The sequence below is a fragment of the Pseudomonas sp. MYb2 genome, assembly GCF_002979955.1.
In the GTDB taxonomy this organism is placed as follows: domain Bacteria; phylum Pseudomonadota; class Gammaproteobacteria; order Pseudomonadales; family Pseudomonadaceae; genus Aquipseudomonas.
The window spans coordinates 522,459-545,014 of sequence record NZ_PCQC01000001.1 but is presented as its reverse complement, the minus strand read 5'-3'; the positions used below and the strand labels follow the sequence as shown (position 1 = coordinate 545,014).

Here is a 22,556-nt window from a genome sequence, read left to right as displayed (position 1 = left end):
ATTGCGCAAAAAGCGGCCAAGTCTACACCCCACGACGGGGCAGAACAAAACTCAACAGAAACAGTGCGGCCGCCGTCACAACGATGGACGGCCCGGCCGGGGTGTCCTTGAACCACGACAGCGCCAGCCCGCCACATACGGCGAGCATGCCCAGCAAGCTCGCGCCGAGCGCCATCTGCTCCGGCGAACGGGCGTGACGCTGTGCCGCAGCCGCCGGGATGATCAACAGCGAAGTAATCAGCAACACACCGACGATTTTCATCGCCACCGCGATCACCACCGCGATCAACAACATCAACGCCATGCGCAGGCCCGCGACCGGCAGGCCTTCGACCTTGGCCAGTTCTTCGTGCACCGTAATCGCCAGCAATGGCCGCCACAGTGTCACCAGCAACACCAGCACCGCCGCACTGCCACCGAGGATCCACGCCAGATCAGTCGGGCTGATCGCCAGCAGGTCGCCGAACAGATAGGCCATCAGGTCGATCCGCACTTCATGCATGAAGCTTAGTACCACCAGGCCAAGAGAGAGCGTGCTCGGTGCGAGAATTCCCAACAGCGTGTCAGACGCCAGCGGTTGACGCTGTTGAAGGGTTACCAGCAGCACCGCCAGCAGCAGGCAGCCTACGGTGACCGCGACCGTCGGGCTGACATCCAGCAAAAAGCCCAAAGCCACACCGAGCAACGCGGCGTGGGACAGGGTGTCGCCGAAATAGGCCATGCGCCGCCAGACCACAAACGAACCGAGCGGACCGGCCACCAGTGCCAGCGCCAGACCTGCAAGCAGGGCATACAACAGAAAATCAGCCATGCTTGCAGTTGTCTCCATGAACGTGAGGTTGGCCAACAACTGGCCCTTTGACTACCGAACCGTGCAGGTCGTGAGCGTGGTCGTGATGGTGGTGATAGATCGCCAGGCTCTGCGCGTTCTTGCCGAACAGCTCGACGAACGCCGGATCGCCGCTGACCTGCTCGGGATGCCCGGAGCAGCAGACATGACGGTTGAGGCAGACCACCTGGTCGGTGGTGCTCATCACCAGATGCAAATCGTGGGACACCATCAGCACACCGCAGCCGTGGCGGTCGCGCAGACGGGTGATCAGGCTGTAAAGCTCGGCCTGGCCGGCAACATCAACACCCTGCACCGGCTCGTCGAGCACCAGCAATTCAGGTTCGCGCAGCAATGCCCGAGCAAGTAGCACACGCTGCATTTCACCACCGGAAACGCTTTGCACCGGGCTGTCGATGACGTGTTCGGCACCCACTTCTTTCAATGCGGCCAAGGCACGCGGACGATCAACGCCCGGCACCAGCCGCAGAAAGCGCAGCACCGACAGTGGCAAGGTCGGATCGACGTGGAGTTTTTGCGGCATGTAGCCGACGCGCAGTTTCGGCTTGCGCCAGACGCTGCCGCTGTCCGGCTTCAACAGCCCGAGCACAGCGCGCACCAGCGTGGTTTTACCGGCGCCGTTGGGGCCGATCAGGGTGACGATCTGCCCCGGCTCGACGCTCAGCTCGATGTTGTCCAGCACAGCCTGCCCGGCAAACGTGACGGCGACCTGTTCCAGACGAATCAGCGCATTGCTCATCAAGCCCCCTGGCAACCGGAGCACAGGCCGACGACTTCGACGGTCTGCGCTTCGACGATGAAGCCAACGTCTTTGGCGCTGTTGATGATCGCGTCGCTGATCACTTTTTGCTCAAGTTCGATGGCGGCGTGGCAATCGCGGCAGATCAGGAACTGGCCCTGATGTGCGTGCTCCGGGTGCACACAGCCGACGAAGGCGTTGAGCGAAGAGATGCGGTGCACCAGGCCGTTTTCCAGAAGGAAATCCAGCGCGCGATACACGGTTGGCGGCGCGGCGCGGCGGCCGTCCTGCTCGCTGAGTACCGCGAGAATGTCGTAGGCGCCCAGCGGCTTGTGGCTCTGCCACACCAGTTCCAGTACCCGGCGGCGCAACGCGGTCAGGCGCAAGCCTTTCTGGGCGCACAAGGTATCGGCCTCGGACAAAGCGCTGTGCACGCAATGTGAGTGGTCGTGGGGACGGCTGGCAATCGGTGTAATAGGCATGGGCGGCGACGAGTTTTGATAGAGACGTTATTATGTTACCCGTTCTCGCCTCCTTGAGTGGTCATCGTGTCCCGACTTTTTTCTGTTTTTGTGGCTTTTGTCGCCAGTTTTCTGCTGATCGGTTCGGCTCAGGCCGAGGTCAAAGTGCTCACCAGCATCAAACCGTTGCAGCTGATTGCAGCGGCGGTGCAGGACGGTGTGGCGATTCCCGAAGTGCTGCTGCCACCGGGTGCTTCGCCGCACAATTACGCCCTGCGCCCATCCGACGTACGGAAGGTGCAATCGGTCGATCTGCTCTACTGGATCGGCCCGGACATGGAAGGTTTCCTGCCGCGCGTGCTGAACGGTCGTACGCTGCCGAGCGTCGCGGTGCAGGATCTGCCGGGGATGAAACTGCGCCGTTTTGCTGAAGACAGCCATTCCCACGCCGAAGAGGCTGACGAGCATGATCACGATCATCGTCCGGGTACGCTGGATGCGCATTTGTGGTTGTCGCCGGTGAATGCGCGGGTGATTGCCGACAAGATGGCGGCAGACTTGAGCGCTGCCGACCCGGCCAACGCCGAGCGTTATCAGAGCAATGCCAAGGCGTTTGACGCGCGTCTGGATGCGTTGGATCAGCGTTTGAAGCAGCGTCTGGCCAGCGTTGAAGGCAAGCCGTACTTCGTCTTCCACGAGGCGTTTGATTACTTTGAAGAGGCTTATGGCCTGAAGCACGCCGGTGTGTTCAGCGTGGCTGCCGAAGTGCAGCCGGGCGCGCAACATGTCGCGGCGATGCGCAAGCGTTTGCAGGAAGTCGGCAAGACGTGTGTGTTCAGTGAGCCGCCGTTGCGTCCGCGTCTGGCGGAGACGCTCGTGGCTGGCCTGCCGGTGAAGCTGGCGGAGCTGGATGCGTTGGGCGGATACACCCCGGCGACGGCTCAGGGCTATGAGCAGGTGCTGGAGAAGTTGGGCAACGATCTGGCGGGCTGCCTGGAATCTTTGTAACCCTTAGAAAAAGATCGCAGCCTTCGGCAGCTCCTACAGGTGATTCCATGTAGGAGCTGCCGAAGGCTGCGATCTTTTGATCTTAAAGCGCGAAAGGCAAAGGTGTATTGACCTGCTGCCGCTGCGCCAAGCGCTGTTCAAACTCCTGCGGATCGTGAATCAAAACGTCCTGCCCGGCAAACTGCTCCGCCGCAATCAGTCGCGACAGCCAGAACCGCACACACGCCACGCGCAGCATGGTCGGCCACAACTCGGCCTCCGCCGCCGTGAACGGGCGCAACGCCGCATAAGCGCCAAGGAATGCGCGGGCACGCGGCCCATCGATCAAACCTTCTTCGTCCGAACACCAGTCATTCAAGGCAATCGCCACGTCGTACAGCATCGGCCCCGAGCAGGCGTTGTAGAAGTCGATCAGCCCGGTCAGGTGCGTGCCTTCGAACATCGCGTTATCGCGAAACAGGTCGGCATGAATATTCGCCCGCGGCAGCGCGAGGATCTTCTCTTTGCGCTCGGTGATTTCATCCAGCGCCTTTTGTAGCAGCACACGCGGTTCATCACTCAGGTGCGAGAGAAACTCCGTGCCCTCCTCCAGCATCCAGTCCAGACCACGATCGGTCTTGCGCTTGATCATGCGCTCGCCCTGGGTCGCCAGGTGCAAGTGCGCCTGCAACTCGCCGACCTGCGCGCAATGCTGAGCATTGGCGACTTTGATGTGCTTGCCGGACAGGCGCGGTTGCAGCAGCGCCGGTTTGCCTTTCAGCTCACGCAACGCCACACCGTCGGTGGTGCGCAGTGCGTACGGCACCGGCAGATCGGCTTCGTGGAGCACGTCGAGCAGGTCGATGAAGAACGGCATCTCCTGCACCGGACCGCGCTCGACCAGGGTCAGGACGAACTCGCCTTGCTCCAGGCTGATAAAGAAGTTGGTGTTTTCGCTGCCGGCGGCGATCCCCTGGAAATCAAGCAGACGGCCAAGCCCGTAAGGGGCGAGAAAGGTTTCCAGCTCGGGCCGAGCCAGGGGAGTGAACACAGACATGTTTTAACTGCCAGTACGGGCGCCGCCAATTGCGGCGCCGAGTGAATTAAAAATCTACTTCCATTCGAAAATCTTCCACGACGGAATCAGCATATCCGGCTGATCCGAGCGGATGAAGTTTGCATCCGTCCCGTCTGCACGCACCAGAAAGTAGGGTGGTGCGCCCTTCGGAGTGACTTTGATCGCGTACAGGAACCCGTTTTGACGGTACTCCTGAATCGTCTTGTCGCCTTCCGTGCGAATGGTGACTTCAGGATCTCCCGACGGCGCATCATCCGCCGCCATCGCGGCCAACGGCGAGGCAGCAATCAGACCGACCAGCAGCAAGCGATTTAACGTACGCATGATAACCTTGTCCCTTTGTCGTCAACGGTCCCGCTATTCTAGCGCCGGACCCGCCGAAAAGGTTGATCCTGCTCATGAGCCAAGCCCCCCTCGTCCTGGTGGACGGTTCGTCTTACCTGTACCGCGCGTTTCACGCGCTGCCACCACTGACCACCTCCAAAGGCCTGCCGACCGGTGCGGTCAAAGGCGTGCTGAACATGCTCAAGAGTCTGCGCAAGCAGTACCCGGACAGTCCGTTCGCCGTGGTGTTCGACGCCAAGGGCGGGACATTTCGCGATGAAATGTACGCCGAATACAAAGCCAACCGCCCAAGCATGCCCGACGACATGCGCGTGCAGATCGAGCCGCTGCACCAGAGCGTGATCGCCCTCGGTTTCCCGCTGCTGTGCGTGGAAGGCGTCGAGGCCGACGACGTCATCGGCACCCTCGCCCGCAGCAGCGCGGCGGCGGATCGCCCGGTGGTGATCTCCACCGGCGACAAGGACATGGCGCAACTGGTCGATGGCCACATTACCTTGGTCAACACCATGTCCGGTAGTTCGATGGACGTGGAAGGCGTGAAGGAGAAATTCGGCGTCGCACCGGAGCAGATCATCGATTATCTGGCGCTGATGGGCGATTCGTCCGACAACATTCCCGGCGTTCCGGGCATTGGCCCGAAAACCGCGTCCGGCCTGTTGGTCGGGGTCAACGGCGGCCTCACCGAGCTGTACGCCAATCTCGACATCGTCCCGACCCTGCCGATTCGCGGCGCGAAAACCCTGCCGGCCAAGCTTGAAGAACACAAGGAGATGGCGTTCCTCTCCTATCAACTGGCGACCATCAAGGTCGACGTGCCGCTGGACGTCGAACTCGACGATCTGCAGATGGGCGCGGAAGACCCGGCCAAGCTCTACGAGCTGTACACGCTGCTGGAATTCAAAAGCTGGATCAATGATCTGGATCGCGACGCCAAACGTCTCGAATTGAGCGCAGCCAGCGAGCCTGCGCCGGCCGCCGATCTGTTCAGCGCGCCAGCAGAGGAAGCGCCCGCCGCGCCTGCTGAAGCCGCGTACGAAACCATCCTAGATCAGGCGCGTTTCGACGTCTGGCTGGAAAAACTGAAGAACGCCAAACTGCTCGCCTTCGATACTGAAACCACCGGCATCGACGCGCAGCAGGCGCAACTGGTTGGCCTGTCGTTCGCCGTGCAAGCCAACGAAGCCGCGTACATTCCGCTGACCCACTCTTACATCGGCGTGCCGGAACAGCTGGATCGCGACACCGTACTGCGCGCACTCAAGCCGATTCTGGAAGACCCGAGCAAGTTCAAGGTCGGCCAGCACGCCAAGTTCGACATGAACATCCTCGCCAACTGCGCCATCGGCGGCGATCAGAACAACGGCATCACCGTGCGCGGTATCGCCTTCGACACGATGCTTGAGTCCTACGTGCTCAACTCCACCGCCACCCGTCACGACATGGACAGCCTCGCGCAGAAGTACCTGGATCACACCACCGTGAGCTTCCAGGACATCGCTGGCAAAGGTGCCAAGCAGCTGACCTTCGACCAGATCGCCTTGGAACAGGCCGGCCCGTACGCCGCCGAAGACGCCGACATAACCCTGCGTCTGCACCAAACCTTGTTCGAAAAACTCAGCGCGATCCCGAGCCTGGCCAGCGTGCTGACCGACATCGAGATTCCGCTGGTGCCGGTGCTCGCGCGCATCGAGCGCCAAGGCGCGTTCGTCGACGCAGAGCTGCTCGGCATCCAGAGCATCGAGTTGGGCAACAAAATGGTCGCGCTGGAGCGCGAAGCCTTCGAGATCGCCGGGGAAGAATTCAACCTTGGCTCGCCGAAGCAACTGGGCGTGATTCTCTACGAAAAACTCGGCCTGCCGGTACTGAAGAAGACCGCCAAGGGTCAACCGTCCACCGCTGAAGAAGTGCTGGCGAAACTCGCTGAAGACGATCACCGCTTGCCGAAGGTGCTGATGGAGCACCGTTCGATGAGCAAACTGAAGAGCACTTACACCGATCGCCTGCCGGAGCAGATCAATCCGCGCACCGGGCGGATCCACACTTCGTATCACCAGGCTGTGGCGTCGACCGGTCGCTTGTCCTCCAGTGATCCAAACCTGCAGAACATCCCGGTACGCACCGCTGAAGGTCGACGCATCCGTCAGGCGTTCGTCGCGCCAAAGGGCTACAAACTGCTCGCGGCGGACTATTCGCAGATCGAACTGCGGATCATGGCGCACCTGTCCAAGGACGAAGGCCTGATGAATGCCTTCCGCAACAATCTCGACGTGCACACCGCGACCGCTGCTGAAGTGTTCAAGGTTGAGCTCAACGAAGTGAGCTCGGACCAGCGCCGTGGCGCCAAGGCGATCAACTTCGGTCTGATTTACGGCATGGGCGCGCAGAAGCTCGGCAAGGACATCGGCGTCGACACCAAGACGGCCAAGGCTTACATCGATACCTACTTCGCCCGCTATCCAGGCGTTCGCGAGTACATGGATCGCACCCGCGCGCAGGCGGCGGATCAGGGTTATGTCGAGACGTTCTTCGGTCGTCGTCTGTACCTGCCGGAGATCAATTCGAACAAGCCGCAGGAACGCGCTGCCGCCGAACGCACAGCGATCAACGCGCCGATGCAGGGCACAGCGGCCGACATCATCAAGAAAGCCATGGTCGCGGTGGATAACTGGCTGGCGACGTCCGGGCTGGACGCCAGAGTCATTCTGCAGGTGCACGATGAACTGGTGCTGGAGGTTCGTGAGGATCTGGTCGAACAGGTCAGCGCCGAAATTCGCGTGCACATGAGCGAGGCGGCAAAACTGGATGTGCCGCTGCTGGTCGAAGTGGGGGTGGGCAACAATTGGGATGAGGCTCACTGAGCCTTTTGAACACGGTTTGCCGCGACCTGATGTCGCGGCAACGCCGGTAAAACCTGCTTATTTCGAAAAGCGCTTGGGATTATTCCAAAGCTTTTTGAAAAAATTCTGAACTAATCTGGAAGTACACCACTCAGAGATACTGAATGGCTGGTGAAGCCCTTCGATGCTCCTATGTTGTGTTAAGTGTTGGCAGATATCTGAACCCCGCCCTAGCGGTTCGGAACTTAAACCCCGGAATTTCTCCCTCCCCAATGAAATCCGGGGCTTTTTTTGCCTGAAAATTGGCTGTGGCACGCTCAGATTGCGTTGAAAGCACAGCTAAAAATGCTCATTTAGGTACCCTAAAGTCGAGCGCGACCCCGGCCGCTTTTCAGTGTGCTTTCGCCTTGCCTGAGCGCACCACAGCCAATTTTCTAATCCCTGTTTACTCAGCCGCCTCGGCGCCTTTGTCTGCCAGTTCCATCCAGCCGGCCAGTACAGTGTAGGCCTCTTCCAGGCCCATGCGTTTTGGTGCGGAGAACAGTTGGATGGTGACTTGATCGCCCCAGCCTTTGCGGATTTCCGACTGCACTTTGAGCAGGGTGTTCTTGGCTGCGCCGTAGGTCAGTTTGTCGGCCTTGGTCAGCAGGATGTGCATTGGCATGCCGGCCGCAACGGCCCAGTCGAGCATCAACAGGTCGAAGTCGGTCATTGGATGACGGATGTCCATCATCAGAATCAAACCCTTCAAACTCTCGCGGCCACCGAGGTACGCCTCAAGGTGACGCTGCCAGTGCATCTTCAGCGGGATCGGTACTTTTGCGTAACCGTAGCCCGGCAGGTCGACCAGACGGCGATCTTCGTCTAGCTTGAAGAAGTTCAACAGCTGTGTGCGACCCGGGGTTTTCGAGGTGCGCGCCAGGCTGGCGTGAGTCAGGGTGTTCAGTGCGCTGGATTTGCCGGCGTTGGAACGACCGGCAAATGCCACTTCGAAGCCTTCGTCGTCAGGGCATTGATCGACTTTGGCGGCACTGAGCATGAACGTGGACTGTTGGCACAGGCCGAGGATGGGATTCTTGAGTTGCATGGGATTTCCGATGTGGGCGGCGCCGGGATTGGGCGCGGAACGCGGTGTCGCTTCCGTTTCAGTGACGCCAGTATATAATGCCGCAGATTTTGTGTGTGCTTTGTCCCAGCGTAGGATGAAGTTCACGAGAGCGACAGACCTTGATTGCGCATTAGAACGCAGAACGCTCTCAACCCTGAAAAGGTCGTTTTATGACGAAATGGCTGCTGGCTGCCGGAGTCTTGATGCCGCTTTACAGCGCACAGGCTACACAGGATCCGGAAGCTGTGTACAACCGTGTTTGTGGTGCCTGTCATTCCGGCCAACTACCCATGGCGCCCGAAAGAGGCGATCAGGAAGCTTGGACGCCGAGGTTGGCGAAAGGTATGGAGACGCTGGTGCAACACGTGACCCAGGGTTTCAAGGCGATGCCGCCGCGTGGTTTGTGCATGGACTGCAGTGCCGAGGATTACCAAGCCATCATCCTTTGGATGAGCGAGTAAACCCGGTCCATAACTTAACCCTTAGCCGTAGTTGGATTAGCTGATGAACAAATTGATCGTGAGTCTGCTGTTGACCGTGGGAATCTCAGGCTTCGCCCATGCTGCCGGTGATGCCGCAGCAGGCCAGGCAAAAGCCGCCGTTTGCGGAGCCTGCCATGGCCCGGACGGCAACAGCATGGCGCCAAATTTTCCGAAACTGGCCGGTCAAGGTGAACGCTACCTGACCAAGCAATTGCACGACATCAAGTCGGGCAAGCGCACTGTTCTGGAAATGACCGGCCTGCTGACCAACCTGAGCGATCAGGACCTGGCCGACATCGCTGCCTATTTCGCCAGCCAGCAAGGCAGCGTCGGCGCCGCCGATCCGAAGATCGTCGCTCGCGGTGAAGCCCTGTTCCGTGGCGGCAACCTGGAAAAAGGCCTGCCAGCCTGCACCGGCTGCCATTCGCCGAATGGCGCTGGCAACGCCGCCGCCGGCTTCCCGCACCTCGGTGGCCAACACGCTCAATACATCGCCAAGCAACTGACCGACTTCCGCAAGGAAGATCCGGCGGCCGGACGCAGCAACGACGGCGACGCGATGACCATGCGCACCATCGCCCGCAAGCTGAGCGACGAAGACATCGCCGCGGTCTCCAGCTACATTCAGGGCCTGCACTAAGGCCAGCGGATCGAGGTCTGCAGGGGGCGGACATCTCCTGCGATGTTAACGCTCGATTAATCCGTCACAGCAAGTATAAAAAGGGTGGCTTTGGCCGCCCTTTTTTGTGGCCGCTGCCGTTACACTACAGAACTCATGCCCGCCAGGATCTGTCTGAAAACAGGTCGCGCGAGGCGACCCAAATTGTCCAGGAGTAAAGCATGCGTAATCTGATCATCAGCGCCGCCCTCGTCGCTGCCAGCCTGTTCGGCGTGACCGCTCAAGCCGCCGAAGCCCCAGCCGCCCCTTACGTCGAGCTGGCCAACCCGGTACCGGTTGCAGAGCCTGGCAAGATCGAAGTGGTCGAGCTGTTCTGGTACGGCTGCCCGCACTGCTACGCCTTTGAACCGGTGATCAACCCATGGGTTGAGAAGCTGCCATCCGACGTCAACTTCGTGCGTATCCCGGCGATGTTCGGCGGCCCGTGGGATGCTCACGGTCAAATGTTCCTGACCCTCGAAGCCATGGGAGTCGAGCACAAGGTTCACGCCGCGGTTTTCGAAGCAATCCAGAAACAACACAAGAAGCTGACCGACAAGAACGACATGGCTGACTTCCTCGCCACCCAGGGCGTGGACAAGGACAAGTTCCTTGCCACCTTCGACTCGTTCGCCATCAAAGGTCAGATCGTAAAGGCTCGCGAACTGGCCAAGAAGTATGAAATCACTGGCGTGCCAACCATGATCGTCAACGGTAAATACCGCTTCGACATCGGCTCTGCCGGTGGTGCCGAGCAAGCGCTGCAACTGGCCGACCAACTGGTCGCCAAAGAGCGAGCGGCAACCAAGGCTGCAGCCAACTAAGCGCCGCCACCGCCATGCGCCGCTGGAAGTCCGAACGCATCGTTGGCCTGCATGATCCGCAGGTCAACGAGCATCACCTGGAGTCCACGGGCCTGCCCGCAGACCAGCGACTGCGTCTGCTCAGTTTCAATATCCAGGTCGGCATCAGCACCGAGCGCTATCGGCATTACCTGACCCGTAGCTGGCAGCACCTGCTGCCGCACAACGGCCGCTCAGGCAATCTGCAAAAGATCGGCGACCTGCTCGGCGACTTCGATCTGGTCGCCCTGCAGGAAGCCGATGGCGGCAGCCTGCGTTCAGGCTACGTCAACCAGGTCGAACATCTGGCCCAACTCGGCGCCTTCCCCTACTGGTATCAACAACTCAATCGCAACCTCGGTCGACTGGCCCAGCACAGCAATGGCGTGCTCAGTCGCCTGAAACCGTCGGCGATTGAAGATCATCCGCTGCCCGGCCCGAAAGGTCGCGGCGCGATTCTGCTGCGTTTCGGCGAAGGTCCGGAAGCGCTGGTGGTAGTGATGATGCACCTGGCCCTCGGCGCGCGCACGCGCAGCCTGCAACTGGCCTATATTCGTGAGCTGATCGGTGGCTATAAACACCAAGTGTTGATGGGTGACATGAACACCCACGCCAGCGATCTGCTACAACACTCTCCGTTACGCGATCTCGGCTTGCTGGCTCCGCAGGTGGAAGCGACTTTCCCCAGCTGGCGCCCGCAGCGTTGCCTTGATCATATTCTGCTCAGCCCGACCCTGACCCTGGAAAGAGTTCAAGTGCTGGCACAACCCATTTCCGATCACCTGCCGGTCGCGGTAGAGATTCGTCTGCCGGGTTCGCTCACGGCCGATGCATTGCCCGCGATGAGTCCTGCCCCTCGCGGAACCCTTGAATGAGCGACGAAGCCCAGCGCTGGAAAGAGAAGTACCTCAAAAGCATCGAACAGCAGGACAAACTCGAACGCCGCTGGGCCGCCAGGCTCGACTTGCTTCGACGTGGTCTGGTGCGCAGCACGCTGGCTGCCGAGGGCACCGACAAGGTCGTTGATCAGTGCATGAAAGAGATGCGCGATGTGGTGCGCACCGACGACATGGACGCAGGCCTCGCCGCCCTGCTGCCGCGCCTGGAAAAAGCCGTGCTCGATTCCGAGCAGCGCCGTGAAACCCGCATTGATCAAGTCAGCACCGCGCTGACCTCGCTGGTCACCCAGTTGCAGGCGTTGCCACTGCCGCGTGAAGTCGCCCAGCCGCTGAAGAAATTCGCCAAACAACTGGATGGTCGCGTCGGTTCCGCGCGGGAAATGCCATTGCTGCTGAGTGAGCTCAGCGGCTTGCAAAGCAGGGCATTGAGTCAGTTGGATACGCCAGCCGAACCGGGACGTCCGGGATTGTTGCAGCGCTTGTTTGGGGCTCGTGACAGTGAAGAAGCGCCAGCTCCGAGCGCAGAAACGCCCGCGCCGGCGCAAGTAACGCGTGAAGTGCCAGCGCCTGCCGCGTCAGCAACCGAGCCAGAACCAGTGCCCGTGCCCGAGCAAGCTGCCGCAGTTTCGGAGCCGGTCATCACCGCTCCCGTGATCAAACCACCCGCACCCGCGAGCGAGGCCCGCTCGCCGCTCTCGGAGCCGCTGCCAGCAGCTGACGTGGTTGCATTTGAACCACCTCCCCTCGTCAGCGAAGAAGTGGCTGATACGGCTGTAGCGCCGTCCGTCGAGGCCAAAGCCGAAACCGTCATCGCGCCAAGTGCCGCCCCGACGCCGGCAATGGCCGTCAGCTTCAACCCGGACGAATTGATCCACCCCGGCGACCCGACACCGCTGATCCTCGACAGCCTGCCCCTGCCTGAACCAATGGCGCAGGCCCTCGCAGCTATCGATCCGGAGCATTCCGAGCAAGACATTCTCTTCGCCCTGCCGGACTCCCCAGAGCCGTCGTACAGCTCCGTGGCCAAACACATCGAAGACACCCTGATCGGTCTGCTCGACGACCTGACCCTGCCCGAGCGCCACCGCCCGCAAGCCGAAGCGATGCGTGAGCGCCTCAAGCACGGCTTGAACTGGTATGAACTGATCCCGATCCTCGACGATCTCGCGACGTTGATGCTGGCGATCACCGACAGCGGTCAGCATGAATTCGAAGCCTATTTGCAACAGCTCAACGAACGCCTCGAAGCGTTCCAGAGCAATCTGCAAGCCGCCAGTGAAGGTCACGCCGATAACAGCTCGGCAGCGCGGGCCATGGACACGCAGATCCGCGAGCAGGTCGACGGTTTGCAGACCAGCGTGCAGGAAGCTGCGGATCTGGAAGACCTCAAGCACGTGCTGGAGAACCATCTCGAAGGCCTGCTCGGCACCATGGATCAGCACCAGAAGCAGCGCGACGCCCGCGAGCAGGAAGTCGCCACGCGGCTCAAAAGCCTTTCCGAGCGCGTAGCGCATATGGAACAGGAAGCCCAAGGGTTCCGCGAACATCTTGAAGTTCAAAGACAGAAAGCCTTGATCGATCCGCTCACCGGCCTGCCCAATCGCGCCGCGTGGAGTGAACGCCTCGAGCACGAAATCCAGCAGTGGCAACAACACGGCAACACCCTGAGCCTGGCCATGCTCGACCTCGATCACTTCAAACGGATCAACGACAACTACGGCCATCTGGCCGGCGACAAGGTGCTGAAAATCATCGCCACCGTGCTGCGCAAGCGCCTGCGCGGCTCGGACTTCATCGCCCGTTTCGGCGGGGAAGAATTCGTTCTACTGATGCCAGCCACACCACCTGCAGTTGGCGCCAAACTGCTGGAGACCCTGCGCGCCGCGATCGAAGCGTGCCCGTTCCACTTTAAAGGCGAGCGAGTGACGATTACCCTTTCCATGGGATTGGCGACATTCCGAGCGGGAGAACATAGCGATCTGGTGCTGAAAAAAGCCGATCAGGCGCTATACCGGGCGAAAAACGCCGGACGCAACCGGGTCGAGCTGGGCTGAGCAAATTGTGCCATTTTGTTTAATTGCGCCCGCTGACCGTTGAGACGCAAGGCAGTACGTTACACTGTTGCATTATTGTCTTGCGTGTATTGCCCTCTGCCATGAAATTCTTTGCCCTTCTCGCTTCGCTGCTTGTCCTGGCCGGTTGCGCCAGCGGCCCGCGTTACGACACCAGCCATCCTTCGGCCAACCATGACAGTCGCATTCAGTTCGTGATCGTCCACTACACCTCGACGTCGCTGGAACGCTCGTTGCAACTGCTGACCCACGGCGAAGTCAGCAGCCACTACCTGATCGGCGACGACAAGGGCGGCACCATTTACAAGCTGATGGACGAAAACCAGCGCGCCTGGCACGCCGGCGAAAGCCAATGGCAGGGCCGCACCTGGCTCAACTCCAGTTCGATCGGTATCGAAATCGTCAATCCGGGCTTCAAGGACACGCCGACCGGGCGCCTGTGGTATCCGTACAGCGAAGCGCAAATTCAATCGCTGATCGTCCTGCTCAAGGACATCAGCAAGCGCAACGGCATCAGCCCGCGTCACATCATCGGTCACAGCGACATCGCCCCGCTGCGCAAACTCGATCCGGGCCCATTGTTCCCATGGAAGCGCCTCGCCGCTGAAGGCTTGGGCGTGTGGCCGAATGAAATGGCGGTCGCGCGCCAGCAAATGCTGTTCAACAGCGCCGAACTGCCGAGCATCAGCTGGTTCCAGGCGCAATTGGCGCATCTGGGCTACGACACCCCGCAGACCGGCGAACTCGACGTTGCGACACGCCACGTCCTCGCAGCCTTCCAGATGCACTTCCGCCCTTCGCGCTTCGACGGCACACCGGACGCGCAAACCGCAGCACTGCTGCTGGTCCTTAATCAGACAAAATAATGACGCCCGCCCGACGGTCAGGGCGAAATCGCAATCAGCAGCTATAACTCATTGGTAATTCTTCGGATATTCCATGATGGCTGCTACCCGAGAGACGCTGCGTAGCTGGTTCTTTCGCCCTTGGTTTTTGGCGATGATCGCGGCTGTCCTCAGTGCCAGCCTGTTGATCGCCGGCGGTTTGTTTGTCGCAATGCGTCAGGTCGAGCAACGTGAAAGCCAGGAAATGAATGCCCAAGGCGAACGATTCCTGGCCCGCCTCGAACAATTGTTCGGTCAACTGCGCGAAAGTCTCGACGACCTCGAAGCCCAACCTCTGCGCAGTTGTGACGACGAAATGATCGCTACCCTGCAGCAAGTCACCTTCAACTATCGCTTCGTTTATGAAGCCGCTTATATGGACGCCTCGCGGATCTGCTCCAACCGTCCGCGCCAGGAAGGTCTGTCCGTTGTTCGTGCGCCGGATATCAAAGGCCCGACCTACAGCTATTGGCTTAACACCACCACCGAACCCGATGAAAACCGTGCAGCGCTGATGTTGGGGCGCGGTAATTTTCGCGTCGCTACCTCCCGGGGGCACCTGACCGATATGGTCGATCTGTCGCCCGGCAGCAGTCTGTTGGTGGTGCTGGACCATGGCACTCGAGCCATTCCGGTACTGGGCAAAGAACAGGTCTGGCCACCCACAGAGCAATGGCCGCCGAAAAGCCGCGACGCCTTGCAGGTGACGCACACGCGGCTGATCTATCGCATGCCCACCGACAACCCCGAATATCAGTTGGTATTGATCACACCGCGTACCGGCATGCACATCCCCGCTGTCTGGTGGTGGATGATCCCGGTCTGCCTGGTGGCCGGCGCCATTGTCGGTTTTCTGGTGTTTCTGTTGGCGCGTCAGCGCCAATCGCTGGATGCCGAATTGCACGGCGCCATCCGCCGTGGCGAGCTGCAGGTGCTCTACCAACCGATCTTCGACCTCGACAGCCGTAACTGCGTCGGCGCCGAAGCCTTGCTGCGCTGGCGTCGCCCAGATGGCACGCTGACCAGCCCCGACCTGTTCATCCCGATGGCGGAGAACACCGGGCAGATCCGCCAGATGACCGATTTCGTCCTCCAGCGCCTGCTGGAGCAGTTGGGCCAGTTGCTTCGGGCCAACCCGCAACTGTATATCTCGGTGAATCTTGCGGCTTGCGACGTCATGGTGCCGCGCATCGGGCAAGTCATGGCGCGGCTACTGACGTTGCACCGGGTGGCCGCGCGGCAAATCGCCTTCGAAGTCACCGAACGTGGTCTGATTGATGTGGTGGTGGCGCGGGAAAACCTGCAAGCCCTGCGCGATGTCGGCCATCAGGTGCTGATCGATGACTTCGGCACCGGCTATTGCAGCCTCGCCTACCTGCAAACCCTGCCGGTGGATTGCCTGAAAATCGACAAGGCCTTTATTGATGCGCTCGGCCACGATGCGGCGAGCAGCGGCGTCGCCCCGCACATCATTCACATGGCGCAGGCGTTGGACTTGAAGGTGATTGCCGAAGGCATCGAGCTGGAGTCGCAAGCCGAATTGCTCAGCAGTGAAGGCGTCAAGTTCGGGCAAGGCTGGCTGTTCGCCCATGCCCTGAGCGCGGTGCAGTTCATTGAGCTGATCACCCGAGGGCGGCGCCTCACCGGGCGACGCATGGACGACGAAGCCTAAACTGTCAGCGCCATATAGAACTGCGTGCCCTGCCCCGGCCGCGAGTAAACGCCCATCCGCCCGCCGTGTAGCTGGACGATTTCCTTGCACAGCGCCAGGCCAAGACCGGCGCCGCCCTTCTTGCGTCCGACCTGCACGAACGGCTCGAAGATGCGCCCCTGCTGGCCGTAGGCAATACCTTCGCCATTGTCTTCAACACTGATGATCACCCGCTCGCCATGGCGTCGCGCCTGCAAACGTATCTGGCCGTCGCGGGCGGTGTGGCGCAGGGCGTTGTCGATCAGGTTGTCGAGGACGCGGTCGAGTTGGGCCTGATCGGCTTGCAACCGGGGCAATGGCCCCTGCACTTCGACATTCAGTGCGATGCCTTTGCCCAGCGCAAAATCTGCAAAGCGAAGTCGCGCCTGTTCCAGCAGATCTTCGATGGAACACGGCGCCAACGTCAGTTTCTGCAGACCGTTCTGATAACGCGAGAAGTTGAGCAGGTCATTGATCAACTGCATCAGGCGCTGCATTTCTTCGTTCACGGTGTCGAGCAGGTCCGCCTCGCGCGACTCCGCTGGAAACTTCGCCCGCTCACGGAACAGGCCGAACGCCATATGCATGCCGGTGACCGGCGTGCGCAGCTCGTGAGAGGCGCGCAGGACGAACTCGCTGCGCACCCGCTCGAAAGCGCGCTGCTCGGTGACGTCGTGCAAGACCATCACCGCGCCGAGAATGTGGCCTTGGGTGTGACTGACCGGCGTCAGGCTGTAGGTCAGCAGGCGCGATTCGCCGTCGACCTCGATACTCAAATCCTCCGGCGCACGCTCCAGAGAGCCGCCGCGCAGCACCAGTTGCAACTGCGCGTCCAGTTCCGGGCGCCCCAGCGCCGTCCCCAGTCCTTGGCCGAGACGGTCATCTTCCCAGCCCAATTGGCGCTGAGCGACTGGGTTGAGGTGTTCCAGATGTCCTTGGCGGTCAATCATCAACAAGCCGTCATCGATACTGTCGAGTACCGCCTGCAAGCGTTGCTGACCGGCAAGCAATTCGTCGACGTTGGTTGCCTGATGCTCACGCAGCGCTTCGGCCATCAGCCCGAAACGCTTGGTCAACTGATTCATTTCCATTGCCGAAGAGATCGGCAGGGTCACTTCAAAATTGCCTTGGCCAATATTGTCCGCCGCTTGCGCCAGCGCTTCGATCGGCGCGCCAAATCGCCGGGCGATACCGTGAGCGGTGACAAATCCGATGATCAACACAGCCAGTCCCACCAGCCCGAGCAGGCCCGCGACGAGGAGCGCCCGGTCGCGGGCGGCGTGTTGTACCGCGTTGATGTTATCGAGGGCATGTTTGTGTTCAGCGATCAGGCCGTTGCGCAAGGTGTTGAAGCGCTCCCGGAAGTCGGCGCTGCTGCCCATTGAACTGGCCGGGTCATGCGACAAATCGAAGGCTTGCAGAAAGCGGAGGTAATCCGCTTTGGCCTGACTGAAACCGTACTGTCGACCATCGCCCTCCTGTTCTTGAGCGATGCCTTCGTCGAGCAATTGGAAGTAATGCTGTTTCGACGCTTCGAAAGCGACCGGGTCAGGTTTTTCCGCCAGCATGATGATCAATTGATCACCCAGCGTCTGTCGCAACTTGAGGCCCAGATCGAGGGTGACGAAGTTGCTGCGCACCAATGCCTCTTGAGTGCCGGCCATCTGCATCACACTGACCAGCCCGAGCAGCAGCCCGAGAAGGGCCACGGTGATCAGCGCGGAAATGCTCAAGAACAAGCGGGTCCGCAACTTCATCGCCAGTTTCATCGCCCGGTACTCACAGGTTGTACTGCTTGCGCTTGCGATACAGGGTCGAGGCGTCGATGCCCAGGGTTTTTGCCGCTTGATCCAGCGTGCCGGCAGTGGCGAGAACCGCGCCGATATGGGCTTTCTCCAATTCGTCGAGACTCAATGCCGCACCGACTCTTGGCGCATTGTTGGCCGGTTGCTCGGCCATGCCCAAGTGGGTGATCTCGACGCGTTCTTGCGGGCAGATGATGCTCGCCCGCTCAACCACGTTGCGCAACTCACGAATGTTGCCTGGCCAGCGGTAACCGAGCAGCGCCTCGCGAGCCTCGTCGCTGAAACCCCGCGCCGGACGTGCGTACTCTTTGACGAAACGGGCGAGGAAGCGGTCGGCCAGCGTGAGAATGTCCTCGGCGCGCTCGCGCAGGGGCGGCAGGTGAAGGGTGATCACGTTGAGGCGATAGAGCAGGTCTTCACGGAAGCGGCCGTCACGCACCATGTCTTCCAGATTGAGGTTGGTTGCAGCAAGGATGCGCACATCGGCGCGGCGGGTGACCGGATCCCCTACCCGCTCGTATTCCTTGTCCTGAATGAAACGCAGCAACTTGGGTTGTAATGTCAGGGGAAAATCGCCGATCTCGTCGAGAAACAGCGTACCGCCGTCGGCCTGATTGACTCGACCCAGCGTACTTTCGCTAGCGCCGGTGAACGCGCCACGGCTGTGACCGAACAGCTCGCTTTCCATCAATTCCGCCGTCAACGACGGGCAATTGATGGTTACGCAGGATTTTTTCTCGCGCTTGCTCCAGCCGTGAATCGCTCGGGCCAGCTCACCTTTACCGGTGCCGGACTCGCCAAGGATAAGAATGTTGGCATCGGTGCTCGCGACCTGGCGGGCCGTCTCCAGTACGACTTTCATCGCCGGGCTGTGAGAGTCGAGACCGTCTTTCGGCTTGCGGATCTCGCCTTCAAGGGCTTCGAGGCGCGCCGACAGTTGGCGCACTTCAAGTTGTTTGGCGGTGGCCAGACGCAACTGATCCGGGCTGCACGGCTTGACCAGATAATCGGCGGCGCCGGCCTGAATCGCATCAACGGCCGTATCGACAGCCGAATGCGCGGTGACGATCACTACGCGCATCCATGGCGCCTGAATGCGCATTTGCGCCAGTACGTCGAGACCGTTGTCCTCGCCCAAGCGCAAATCCAGGAAGCACAGGTCAAAGACCTGACGCTGCAGCAGGGCGTCGGCCTGAGCCGCGCTGTTCGCTGTGGCGACCGTATAGCCCTCATCTTCGAGGCAATAACGGAACGTACGCAGGATGGCGGATTCGTCGTCCACCAGCAGAATGCGGCCTTGATGCTCAGTGGCAGATTCCATTTTTCCTACGCTCCATAGTGATTGGTCTTGGGTTAGTCCCGGAAAAATCGGGCAAGTTGCATGGTTGATTCTGAACGATGCCAGCCATAGGAGGGTAGCTCTCTCCTGCCGTTACGGCCAATACATTGATTTTGTTGATTATTTAAACAGTCACCGGTTTGCAGGGCATTACCTGCGTCCTTTTCTGACATCTGCGCCCTGCTCTCAATTCCATAAGAATGAATTCTCCTACGAAAAAATCGTGCATTGCGCACGATGCCAGATGAGCCATCGTGCAGGATGCGTCGCGAACGCTTTTCCTCACACTTGTAACATATTGATTTTATTGGTTTTTTTTCAAACAAAAAACTGGCATGCAGGCTGCAATATCTCTTACAGCCCGGGCAGACATGAACTGCCCCAACCGAATAAGAGTGAGGAACCCAGGATGACTCGCCCACGTGCCGCCCAAGTGCGTATCTCGCCACTGCATATCCAGCAAGGTCTGTTTGGCGTATTGGCGCTGTTGATCACCCTGATCGCCTGTCAGCAATACCTGAGCTGGGAAAACAGCCAGAAGGTTGAGCCGCTGATTTCGATCCAGCACAACACGCAAACGCACTTCAGTGCCGTCAGCAGCAGTCAGGCCGAGAGCGCCTCGATGCGCATGATGGATGTCGATCAAGCGCAGCCACTGGATCAAATGCCACGCGAAGAGCGTTGGGTTTTCTGACCAATTGAATGAATTCGGGCGCTACGCGCCGGGACACGCAACACCCCTAAATAGAGAAGTAAGGAGAATCACCATGTTGAGCTGGGCAATTACATTCTTGATCATTGCCATCATCGCTGCAGTACTGGGCTTCGGTGGTATCGCGGGCACCGCCACGGGTATCGCCAAGATTCTCTTTGTCGTGTTCCTGGTGATGTTCATCGCTTCCTTCTTCTTTGGCCGTCGCGGCCGAGGTTAACGATGACTGTTTTAAAGACACTGGCAGCCGCCCTGCTTCTGGGCGGTAGTGCCATGGCGATGGCGGCCAACGATGGCCAGGCGCGGGTCAACGAACTGCTGAGTTCTGACCCGCAGTATCGGCAAACCTGGGAAGGCGTGGTGAAGAAGGAAGAGCGCCTGCCGGAATGGGTGATGAACCTGTCCGGCACGCCTGACCAACAGATGAATGCCGTGACTGAAGATGGCGACCAGTATCTGGTTGGCCCGCTCTGCGAATCTGCAGACAAGTGCCTGAACCACCGCTTGATCGTCGCCTTCAGTTTCGACAAGAAAGACGCATACGCCATGCTCGTCGATGTCCCCGAAGGACTGCCGGCCGACAAGTCGCCCACGCGACATGCCACCTACCGCTTCCTCGGCAAACCCGACCAGGGCATGCAGGATCTTCTGATGGAAACCCTCAAGAAAGATCCGAACTGGTACTGATCTGAACATGAAGGCAGCAGCCCTGCTGCCTTCCATTGCGCCCACCTGAGGAAGGCCGGCGCATGACCAAGGGGTCGGGACGTTCTGACTGTTGCAGGGTCGGAGTGACCTACGGGTACAGGGAGTGCCTGCGCAAGGGCCGGGTCAGGGCAATTAAAAAGCTGCGCCGCAGGTTCGCCGATCCAGCATCGATCGACGGACTTGCGCTGAGCTTTCAATCGAGCAAAACATTGATCCAGAGCGTCCAGCTCATCCTTTTTATCGCTGACACTGCGCGCAAAAACATTACGCGGTGTTTCATGGCGACCGTATATCGACAAAGAGTCCACTTAAACAGTGGGACTTCTAGTCTTCCTACGTAGGCTTTTTCCTAACGTTTTTGATGAATTTTCCTTGCTCAAAAAACAACCAACCTCCGCTGTGATGGCCGGTTCACGGCACTTATGCCGGCCGAAATGTCACAATCGAACCGGTTGGGACGCCAGTTTCAATTAAAAAAGCTCATGCCGATTCGGCATAGGGTAGGCGTTTACGGCATTAGACGTCGCAACCTTGCATCGGAATAGTTGCGCCTTTTTTCGCCTGCCGAAGAGCCGTAAACACGCGCTTCGGGGCACCTTATACGGAGGCAGATGCACAGACTTTTCCGCTAAAAAGCGTTCCAGTTCCTGCATGTGCCTGAGTCAAACGCAAGTAAGGGTAAAGATAATGAAGAAGGCAAAAATTAGCCTCGCCTGGCAGATCCTCATCGGTCTGGTTCTGGGTATTGCAATCGGTGCGTTGCTCAACCACTTCAGTGCCGAGAAGGCCTGGTGGATCAGCAACGTCCTGCAACCAGCAGGCGATATCTTTATCCGTCTGATCAAGATGATCGTGATCCCGATCGTCATCTCGTCCCTGATCGTCGGCATCGCCGGCGTCGGCGACGCGAAGAAGCTTGGGCGCATCGGCCTGAAGACGATCATCTATTTCGAAATCGTCACCACCATCGCCATCGTTGTCGGCCTGTTGCTGGCCAACCTGTTCCATCCGGGTGCCGGCATCGACATGAGCACCCTCGGCACAGTGGACATCTCCAAGTACCAGGCCACTGCCGCCGAAGTACAGCATGAACACGCGTTCATCGAGACCATCCTCAACCTGATCCCGTCGAACATCTTCGCGGCCATGGCCCGCGGCGAAATGCTGCCGATCATCTTCTTCTCCGTGCTGTTCGGTCTCGGTCTGTCGAGCCTGCAGTCGGACCTGCGCGAGCCGCTGGTGAAGATGTTCCAGGGCGTCTCGGAAAGCATGTTCAAAGTCACCCACATGATCATGAACTACGCCCCGATCGGCGTATTCGCACTGATCGCGGTGACCGTGGCCAACTTCGGTTTCGCTTCCCTGCTGCCGCTGGCCAAACTGGTGATCCTGGTTTACTTCGCCATCGCCTTCTTCGCCTTCGTAGTGCTGGGCCTGATCGCCAAGATGTTCGGTTTCTCGGTGTTCAAGCTGATGCGCATCTTCAAGGATGAGCTGGTGCTGGCCTACTCCACCGCATCTTCGGAAACCGTGCTGCCGCGCGTGATCGAGAAGATGGAAGCCTACGGCGCACCGAAAGCGATCTGCAGCTTCGTGGTGCCGACCGGTTACTCGTTCAACCTCGACGGTTCGACCCTGTATCAGTCGATCGCGGCAATCTTCATTGCCCAGCTGTACGGCATCGACCTGTCGATCAGCCAACAACTGCTGCTGGTGCTGACCTTGATGGTGACCTCCAAAGGCATCGCCGGTGTCCCGGGCGTGTCCTTCGTGGTGCTGCTGGCCACCCTGGGCAGCGTCGGTATCCCGCTGGAAGGTCTGGCCTTCATCGCCGGTGTCGACCGCGTCATGGACATGGCCCGTACCGCACTGAACGTGATCGGTAACGCCCTGGCTGTACTGGTTATCTCGCGCTGGGAAGGCATGTACGACGATGCCAAGGGCGAGCGCTACTGGAACTCCCTGCCGCACTGGCGCAGCAAGGAAAAACTGCCAGCGGGCGAAATCTCCAAGAACTGACACAAAACCCTGTAGGAGTGAGCCTGCTCGCGATGGCGGTG

21 protein-coding genes are annotated in these 22,556 nt (G+C 59.8%); 13 read left to right on the top strand and 8 right to left on the bottom strand.

Translation table 11 applies throughout. The annotated features are described in order from the left end of the window. Nucleotides 1-22: 22 nt before the first annotated feature. From znuB to CQ009_RS02550, 3 genes are read right to left on the bottom strand one after another with little or no spacing between them, the layout of a single operon-like run. The gene (gene znuB / locus CQ009_RS02560; protein ID WP_016986450.1) at nt 23-811 is read right to left on the bottom strand and encodes a zinc ABC transporter permease subunit ZnuB; all 789 of its coding nucleotides are present in this window, start codon (nt 809-811) and stop codon (nt 23-25) included. After that, nucleotides 804-1,589 (bottom strand): zinc ABC transporter ATP-binding protein ZnuC, encoded by a 786-nt coding sequence (znuC, locus tag CQ009_RS02555; RefSeq protein ID WP_064389735.1) that lies wholly within the window; start codon nt 1,587-1,589, stop codon nt 804-806. Before znuC ends, znuB begins: the two co-directional genes overlap by 8 nt. Next, nucleotides 1,589-2,071, bottom strand: coding sequence for a Fur family transcriptional regulator (locus tag CQ009_RS02550; protein WP_007911760.1), 483 nt, complete (start codon nt 2,069-2,071; stop codon nt 1,589-1,591). The genes znuC and CQ009_RS02550 overlap by 1 nt, the downstream gene beginning before the upstream one ends. Nucleotides 2,072-2,137: 66 nt before the next feature. On the opposite strand from CQ009_RS02550, the gene CQ009_RS02545 reads away from it, so the two are divergent. Next, a complete protein-coding gene (locus tag CQ009_RS02545) occupies nt 2,138-3,058 on the top strand; it encodes a zinc ABC transporter substrate-binding protein ZnuA (RefSeq protein ID WP_008081226.1) in 921 nt (306 codons plus the stop codon). An 82-nt stretch (nt 3,059-3,140) separates the two neighbouring features. On the opposite strand, the gene CQ009_RS02540 is transcribed toward CQ009_RS02545, so the two are convergent. Together CQ009_RS02540 and CQ009_RS02535 are read right to left on the bottom strand one after the other, a co-directional pair. Next, on the bottom strand, nt 3,141-4,094 hold the full coding sequence (locus CQ009_RS02540; protein WP_105704775.1) for a homoserine kinase: 954 nt from the start codon (nt 4,092-4,094) through the stop codon (nt 3,141-3,143). Nucleotides 4,095-4,148: 54 nt separating this feature from the next. Beyond that, the gene (locus CQ009_RS02535; RefSeq protein ID WP_064389732.1) at nt 4,149-4,439 is read right to left on the bottom strand and encodes a DUF2782 domain-containing protein; all 291 of its coding nucleotides are present in this window, start codon (nt 4,437-4,439) and stop codon (nt 4,149-4,151) included. Between the two features lie 74 nt (nt 4,440-4,513). Between CQ009_RS02535 and polA the strand changes: the two genes are divergently transcribed. Then, on the top strand, nt 4,514-7,318 hold the full coding sequence (gene polA, locus CQ009_RS02530) for a DNA polymerase I (RefSeq protein ID WP_105704774.1): 2,805 nt from the start codon (nt 4,514-4,516) through the stop codon (nt 7,316-7,318). Nucleotides 7,319-7,742: 424 nt separating this feature from the next. Here the strand turns inward: polA and yihA are convergent, their stop codons facing one another. Then, a complete protein-coding gene (yihA, locus tag CQ009_RS02525) occupies nt 7,743-8,384 on the bottom strand; it encodes a ribosome biogenesis GTP-binding protein YihA/YsxC (protein ID WP_064389730.1) in 642 nt (213 codons plus the stop codon). Between the two features lie 191 nt (nt 8,385-8,575). Between yihA and CQ009_RS02520 the strand changes: the two genes are divergently transcribed. The 7 genes from CQ009_RS02520 (at nt 8,576) to CQ009_RS02485 (ending at nt 15,914) form a co-directional block, all read left to right on the top strand. Continuing rightward, complete coding sequence (locus CQ009_RS02520) at nt 8,576-8,866, top strand: cytochrome c5 family protein (RefSeq protein ID WP_034152239.1); 291 nt, start codon at nt 8,576-8,578, stop codon at nt 8,864-8,866. 43 nt (nt 8,867-8,909) lie between these two features. Continuing rightward, nucleotides 8,910-9,527: a cytochrome c gene (locus CQ009_RS02515; protein ID WP_064389729.1), complete on the top strand. Its 618-nt coding sequence runs from the start codon at nt 8,910-8,912 to the stop codon at nt 9,525-9,527. 200 nt (nt 9,528-9,727) lie between these two features. Then, nucleotides 9,728-10,369, top strand: coding sequence for a thiol:disulfide interchange protein DsbA/DsbL (locus CQ009_RS02505; RefSeq protein ID WP_053125396.1), 642 nt, complete (start codon nt 9,728-9,730; stop codon nt 10,367-10,369). 14 nt (nt 10,370-10,383) lie between these two features. Next, entirely contained in the window at nt 10,384-11,262 is an 879-nt protein-coding gene (locus CQ009_RS02500; RefSeq protein ID WP_064389728.1) for an endonuclease/exonuclease/phosphatase family protein, read from the top strand. Further along, the gene (locus tag CQ009_RS02495) at nt 11,259-13,340 is read left to right on the top strand and encodes a diguanylate cyclase (RefSeq protein WP_105704772.1); all 2,082 of its coding nucleotides are present in this window, start codon (nt 11,259-11,261) and stop codon (nt 13,338-13,340) included. The genes CQ009_RS02500 and CQ009_RS02495 overlap by 4 nt, the downstream gene beginning before the upstream one ends. Nucleotides 13,341-13,441: 101 nt before the next feature. Continuing rightward, nucleotides 13,442-14,224 carry an N-acetylmuramoyl-L-alanine amidase gene (locus CQ009_RS02490; RefSeq protein ID WP_064389726.1) on the top strand — a complete coding sequence of 261 codons (783 nt, stop codon included), beginning with the start codon at nt 13,442-13,444 and terminating at the stop codon, nt 14,222-14,224. Between the two features lie 76 nt (nt 14,225-14,300). Next, the gene (locus CQ009_RS02485) at nt 14,301-15,914 is read left to right on the top strand and encodes an EAL domain-containing protein (RefSeq protein WP_177330946.1); all 1,614 of its coding nucleotides are present in this window, start codon (nt 14,301-14,303) and stop codon (nt 15,912-15,914) included. Here CQ009_RS02485 and CQ009_RS02480 read toward each other — a convergent pair. Continuing rightward, nucleotides 15,911-17,701 carry a KinB sensor domain-containing domain gene (locus CQ009_RS02480; RefSeq protein WP_064389724.1) on the bottom strand — a complete coding sequence of 597 codons (1,791 nt, stop codon included), beginning with the start codon at nt 17,699-17,701 and terminating at the stop codon, nt 15,911-15,913. The genes CQ009_RS02485 and CQ009_RS02480 overlap by 4 nt on opposite strands. Before the next feature lie 10 nt (nt 17,702-17,711). Beyond that, nucleotides 17,712-19,058, bottom strand: coding sequence for a sigma-54-dependent response regulator transcription factor AlgB (algB, locus tag CQ009_RS02475; RefSeq protein ID WP_064389723.1), 1,347 nt, complete (start codon nt 19,056-19,058; stop codon nt 17,712-17,714). 427 nt (nt 19,059-19,485) lie between these two features. Between algB and CQ009_RS02470 the strand changes: the two genes are divergently transcribed. From CQ009_RS02470 to gltP, 4 genes are all read left to right on the top strand, one after another. Beyond that, nucleotides 19,486-19,770, top strand: a complete 285-nt coding sequence (locus CQ009_RS02470) for a hypothetical protein (protein WP_064389722.1) — start codon at nt 19,486-19,488, stop codon at nt 19,768-19,770. Nucleotides 19,771-19,843: 73 nt separating this feature from the next. Continuing rightward, entirely contained in the window at nt 19,844-20,008 is a 165-nt protein-coding gene (locus tag CQ009_RS02465; RefSeq protein ID WP_003177151.1) for a DUF1328 domain-containing protein, read from the top strand. Nucleotides 20,009-20,010: 2 nt separating this feature from the next. Beyond that, nucleotides 20,011-20,475, top strand: a complete 465-nt coding sequence (locus CQ009_RS02460) for an inhibitor of vertebrate lysozyme family protein (RefSeq protein WP_064389721.1) — start codon at nt 20,011-20,013, stop codon at nt 20,473-20,475. A 708-nt stretch (nt 20,476-21,183) separates the two neighbouring features. Further along, a complete protein-coding gene (gene gltP, locus CQ009_RS02455; protein WP_064389719.1) occupies nt 21,184-22,515 on the top strand; it encodes a glutamate/aspartate:proton symporter GltP in 1,332 nt (443 codons plus the stop codon). Nucleotides 22,516-22,556 lie beyond the last annotated feature (41 nt).

Excerpts from the sequence above, each read along its gene's own strand:
- znuB (WP_016986450.1), bottom strand. The coding sequence starts at position 811 with ATGGCTGATTTTCTGTTGTATGCCCTGCTTGCAGGTCTGGCGCTGGCA.
- znuC (WP_064389735.1), bottom strand. The coding sequence starts at position 1,589 with ATGAGCAATGCGCTGATTCGTCTGGAACAGGTCGCCGTCACGTTTGCC.
- CQ009_RS02550 (WP_007911760.1), bottom strand. The coding sequence starts at position 2,071 with ATGCCTATTACACCGATTGCCAGCCGTCCCCACGACCACTCACATTGC.
- CQ009_RS02540 (WP_105704775.1), bottom strand. The coding sequence starts at position 4,094 with ATGTCTGTGTTCACTCCCCTGGCTCGGCCCGAGCTGGAAACCTTTCTC.
- CQ009_RS02535 (WP_064389732.1), bottom strand. The coding sequence starts at position 4,439 with ATGCGTACGTTAAATCGCTTGCTGCTGGTCGGTCTGATTGCTGCCTCG.
- polA (WP_105704774.1), top strand. The coding sequence starts at position 4,514 with ATGAGCCAAGCCCCCCTCGTCCTGGTGGACGGTTCGTCTTACCTGTAC.
- yihA (WP_064389730.1), bottom strand. The coding sequence starts at position 8,384 with ATGCAACTCAAGAATCCCATCCTCGGCCTGTGCCAACAGTCCACGTTC.
- CQ009_RS02520 (WP_034152239.1), top strand. The coding sequence starts at position 8,576 with ATGACGAAATGGCTGCTGGCTGCCGGAGTCTTGATGCCGCTTTACAGC.
- CQ009_RS02515 (WP_064389729.1), top strand. The coding sequence starts at position 8,910 with ATGAACAAATTGATCGTGAGTCTGCTGTTGACCGTGGGAATCTCAGGC.
- CQ009_RS02505 (WP_053125396.1), top strand. The coding sequence starts at position 9,728 with ATGCGTAATCTGATCATCAGCGCCGCCCTCGTCGCTGCCAGCCTGTTC.
- CQ009_RS02500 (WP_064389728.1), top strand. The coding sequence starts at position 10,384 with ATGCGCCGCTGGAAGTCCGAACGCATCGTTGGCCTGCATGATCCGCAG.
- CQ009_RS02495 (WP_105704772.1), top strand. The coding sequence starts at position 11,259 with ATGAGCGACGAAGCCCAGCGCTGGAAAGAGAAGTACCTCAAAAGCATC.
- CQ009_RS02490 (WP_064389726.1), top strand. The coding sequence starts at position 13,442 with ATGAAATTCTTTGCCCTTCTCGCTTCGCTGCTTGTCCTGGCCGGTTGC.
- CQ009_RS02485 (WP_177330946.1), top strand. The coding sequence starts at position 14,301 with ATGGCTGCTACCCGAGAGACGCTGCGTAGCTGGTTCTTTCGCCCTTGG.
- CQ009_RS02480 (WP_064389724.1), bottom strand. The coding sequence starts at position 17,701 with ATGAAACTGGCGATGAAGTTGCGGACCCGCTTGTTCTTGAGCATTTCC.
- algB (WP_064389723.1), bottom strand. The coding sequence starts at position 19,058 with ATGGAATCTGCCACTGAGCATCAAGGCCGCATTCTGCTGGTGGACGAC.
- CQ009_RS02470 (WP_064389722.1), top strand. The coding sequence starts at position 19,486 with ATGACTCGCCCACGTGCCGCCCAAGTGCGTATCTCGCCACTGCATATC.
- CQ009_RS02465 (WP_003177151.1), top strand. The coding sequence starts at position 19,844 with ATGTTGAGCTGGGCAATTACATTCTTGATCATTGCCATCATCGCTGCA.
- CQ009_RS02460 (WP_064389721.1), top strand. The coding sequence starts at position 20,011 with ATGACTGTTTTAAAGACACTGGCAGCCGCCCTGCTTCTGGGCGGTAGT.
- gltP (WP_064389719.1), top strand. The coding sequence starts at position 21,184 with ATGAAGAAGGCAAAAATTAGCCTCGCCTGGCAGATCCTCATCGGTCTG.